The sequence below is a fragment of the Halobacillus sp. genome (assembly GCF_049282395.1).
In the GTDB taxonomy this organism is placed as follows: Bacteria; Bacillota; Bacilli; order Bacillales; family Halobacillaceae; genus Halobacillus.
In genome coordinates, this window is sequence record NZ_JBAPTY010000259.1 from 1 (window position 1) to 3938 (window position 3938).

Consider the following 3938-nt stretch of genomic DNA (forward strand, 5'->3'; position numbering starts at 1 on the left):
CACACTTGTGCAAATGGCTGTATGGGCATGCTTGCCATGGGAGCAGGCGGAATCGATGTAGCTATGGCTATTGCAGGAGAACCTTTCTATGTGAAAATGCCTAAAGTATGGGGCGTTAAAGTAACAGGAGAATTCCCTGATTGGGTAAGTGCTAAAGATGCTATTCTTGAAATGTTGAGAAGACATGGAGTTAAAGGCGCTACTAACCATGTATTTGAATACTACGGTCCAGGTCTCAAAAATCTAACTGCAATGGATCGTCACGTGATTGCAAATATGGGTGCGGAACTTGGGGCTACAGGTACAGTCTTCCCATCCGACGAAGAGACGAAGCGATTCATGAAACTGCAAGGTCGTGAGGATGACTGGATCGAGTTGAAAGCGGATGATGGAGCTTCTTATGATGTTCATGATGAACTAGACTTATCTGAACTTGGGCCAATGATTGCTAAACCGTCCAGCCCAGGAAACGTAGTACCTATTGAAGAAGTAGAAGGCGAATCTATTTATCAGTCTTATATTGGTTCATCAGCTAATCCGGGCTATCGTGATTTCGCAGTTGCCTCCAAGATAGTTGAGGGACGCAGAATTGCAGACGGTGTATCCTTTGACTTGAATCCAACATCAAGACAAATGCTGATTGATCTTTCTCAAGAAGGACATATAGCTAACTTCCTGCAATCTGGAGGCCGCTTGCACCAGGCAGGTTGTAATGGTTGTATTGGAATGGGACAGGCACCTGCCACGGGACGTAACAGCTTACGTACGACACCAAGGAACTTCCCGGGCCGCTCAGGTACAAAAGAAGATAGTGTGTTCTTATGCAGTCCGGAAACAGCTGCTGTATCAGCTTTGACAGGGAAAATTACGGATCCTAGAAAGTCAGACTTTGATTATCCAACTATTAAAGAGCTGGAAGAGCCAACCATTGATACAAGGCTTCTGGATGATCCACTTCCTTATGAAGAAGCGAAAGAAGTAGAACTTGTAAAAGGACCAAACATTGCATCTATTCCTGAGATGGATGAGCTGCCGAATGAAATGGAACTGCCAATCTTACTGAAAATGGGCAATGACATTTCTACAGATGAAATTTTAGCAGGCGGTGCAAGAGTATTACCATACCGCAGTAATCTGCCTGAGATTAGTAAGTTCACATTCGAAATCGTAGATGAAACTTATCACGACCGTGCCATGGAAATCCGGGATCAAGGTGGTCACGCGGTCGTTGCAGGTATGAACTATGGTCAAGGTTCAAGCCGTGAACATGCTGCGCTTGCACCCAAATATTTAGGACTTAAAGTAGCCATTGTGAAGGACTTCGCTCGAATTCACTGGCAAAACCTGGCCAACTTTGGTGTTCTCCCGTTAACATTTGTGAACGAAGAGGACTTGGATGAGTTGGAACAAGGTGATGTTCTAGTGTTTAAAGGATTGAGAGATGGTATTAAACAATCCAATCAAGTAGAAGTAGAAGTGAAAGGTAAGGACAAGACCTTAAAATTAGAACATGCGCTATCTGAACGTCAAATCGAAATCATGCAAATGGGCGGTTTGATCAACTGGGTTAAGAACCGCTTAGATAAATAATAAGTAAAAAAGACGGCGATCCTAAAAGGATCGTCGTCTTTTACGTTTATTTAGGAGTAGAAGTGTGGAGCGGTGTTAAACGATCTTCTATTTCCCTGCGCTTTTCCTCAAGGAAAGGTGGCAGAGCCAGAGTTTCTCCTAAATGTTCTTTATCTTCATCCGTGTCAAAGCCTGGACCATCTGTAGCCAGCTCAAATAATATATGATTTGGATCTCTAAAATAAAGGGATTTAAAATAGTAACGATCTACGATACCTGAATTAGGGAAGCCCGAATCCTGGATTTTTGCTTTCCATTTCTCCAGCTCTTGTTCATCTTCTACTCTAAAAGCCACATGGTGAACACTGCCACGTCCAGGTTTTTCACGTTTCCATTCAGGTTGCTCTTCTACGTAAACACGAGCACCGTTCCCACCTTCTCCAGTTTCAAAAGCGTACCAATATGGCTTCGGGTGCTCCAGTTCACGAAAACCCAAAGTGTCCATCAATACTGCTTTAGTAAGTGCCGCATCTGTAACGGTCAGATGTACGGGACCAAGACCGAGTATTCCGTACTGTATAGGGACAGGGCCTTTGGACCAGGGAATTCCACCAGGGACCCCGTGATTGAATTCGTCTGAAATAAGCTTTAAACGCTGGCCTTCAGGATCTCGGAAGGAGATCTCTTTTCTGCCTGCTTGTTCTTCGATAGAACCTCGCTCAACCTCATATTGATCGAGTCTCTCTTGCCAATAGTTTAATGACTCATCAGTTGGCACTCGAAGAGAGGTGGTAGAAATGCTCTGAGAACCAGGATAGGTATGACCTGCACGTTTAATTTCAAAAAAGGTTAAATCCGTCCCCGGGGATCCAGCTTCATCCGCGTAGAATAAGTGGTACATTGAAGGATCATCCTGATTGACGGTTTTTTTGACCAGGCGCATCCCCAGTACCTTTGCATAAAACTCATAATTTGCACTTGCGTTCGCTGTGATCGCTGAAACGTGATGGATTCCTTGAATGTTCATTGAAGTGGCCTCCTCTAATAGTAGGACATTACGAACTATAATCTCGAATTCAAGATAAATGTTATCGTTATTTGTTCCTCATGTCAATTTACAGGTTTATACCTTCCGAAAAGGGTAGAGATATACTTCTAAAGATCTTGAATAACAGGTGATTGGCTGCTGCAGAAAAATTAAGTCTGGAAGGAAATCCACAATTTCATTAATAACAATATTACTTTCTGCAGGTTGAAGCTCCCAGTGTTTATGCTCAATAGGACCTTTATAAACAGAAGAGCCGCGCACAGTCCATAACATATATCTCTCCGTTAACCAGTTCATTAGAGATCCAGGTTTATAGGTGTGGATGGAATTCGCAATCTTAAACCTTGCATGAAAGTGAGAGGGAGGCATTCCGTAATGGGTTCGCCGGCTTGAAAAGTGAAGGTCATTTGCCTGCTTATCTAACCTTATTTGAGCGTTTAAGTAGCGTAAGCCAAATAATGTTCGCGCTAAAAAAACCCCAAGACTGTGGTTAGCGTCAAGGGATATAAAATAAACACCTGGTTCTCCTTTATATGTGACGTAAGTTCTCACATTTAATTCTAATAATTGATTGCCAAAAGGAATGCGGGGAAGGCCTCTAAACTGAATATCTTTCATATGAAAGGGAACGATTGCAATCCAGGCCATACCATTATACAAATCTAATTCTAATTCACTTGGTACAAAGGGGCGCAAATCCGTCTCTGGGACAGGCCAATGCATAAAAATAAGGTCTTCCCACGACTGCCGTATGATCCATGGTGAAGTTGACAAGCGGATATTCACCTCTTTTTTCTTATGTTATTCCCACTTCTGTAGTAAACATTCACCCTAATAGGCTTCCTTGAGTACAGACGTTCATTCTGCCTTATGTGCAGAATATGTTTTTTCCTGTTTCCTCTTCTGAAGCTCATCTTCAAGCAGGTGAATAAAAGAGTGATCTAATTTCATCTCCACCGCTGTATGAAGTGAACGTATAAGCAGACGTTGTGGCAATTTTTTAACGATCATATAATATGTCCCCTTTCGTTAGGATGGAAGTTCTGTTGATGCTGTAGCTGCTCCTATGATTTCGCCTTTCTGGTTATAGAGGGGCTGCGCAAATACATCATAATAAAGTAGCCCATCTGACAAAGGGAAATAAATTCGTTCTCGTTGAGTTTTCTTTGTTTCGATCACTCTTTTTTTTAGGTCCATTAAAGCAAGGGTGCCTTCATTATAGTCAAGTTCATCGTCACGCTTTCCATGTATGGGACTCATCTTAAAATCAGGGTGGGGATTAAACATCCAGGTGTATCGAAGTGAAAGGTCACAATGAGCC

At 42.6% G+C, this 3938-nt stretch carries 4 protein-coding genes and 1 pseudogene; 1 reads left to right on the forward strand and 4 read right to left on the reverse strand.

Going from position 1 to position 3938, the window contains the following annotated elements:
• The coding region (locus WAM07_RS11045; RefSeq protein WP_422166839.1) for an aconitate hydratase at positions 1 to 1590 on the forward strand (1590 nt) is incomplete at its 5' end.
• 46 nt (positions 1591 to 1636) lie between these two features.
• On the opposite strand, the gene WAM07_RS11050 is transcribed toward WAM07_RS11045, so the two are convergent.
• The 4 genes and pseudogenes from WAM07_RS11050 to WAM07_RS11065 all read right to left on the reverse strand — a co-directional run.
• The gene (locus tag WAM07_RS11050; protein ID WP_422166841.1) at positions 1637 to 2596 is read right to left on the reverse strand and encodes a ring-cleaving dioxygenase; all 960 of its coding nucleotides are present in this window, start codon (positions 2594 to 2596) and stop codon (positions 1637 to 1639) included.
• Between the two features lie 96 nt (positions 2597 to 2692).
• Complete coding sequence (locus WAM07_RS11055) at positions 2693 to 3403, reverse strand: YqjF family protein (RefSeq protein ID WP_422166842.1); 711 nt, start codon at positions 3401 to 3403, stop codon at positions 2693 to 2695.
• A gap of 72 nt (positions 3404 to 3475) precedes the next feature.
• Complete coding sequence (locus WAM07_RS11060) at positions 3476 to 3628, reverse strand: sporulation histidine kinase inhibitor Sda (RefSeq protein WP_422166844.1); 153 nt, start codon at positions 3626 to 3628, stop codon at positions 3476 to 3478.
• Between the two features lie 18 nt (positions 3629 to 3646).
• Positions 3647 to 3938 (reverse strand): annotated as a pseudogene (locus tag WAM07_RS11065) (transcriptional regulator); the annotation flags it as partial.

What these genes read in the sequence shown, in the direction of transcription:
- WAM07_RS11050 (WP_422166841.1), bottom strand. Translation starts at nt 2,596, where the DNA reads ATGAACATTCAAGGAATCCATCACGTTTCAGCGATCACAGCGAACGCA.
- WAM07_RS11060 (WP_422166844.1), bottom strand. Translation starts at nt 3,628, where the DNA reads ATGATCGTTAAAAAATTGCCACAACGTCTGCTTATACGTTCACTTCAT.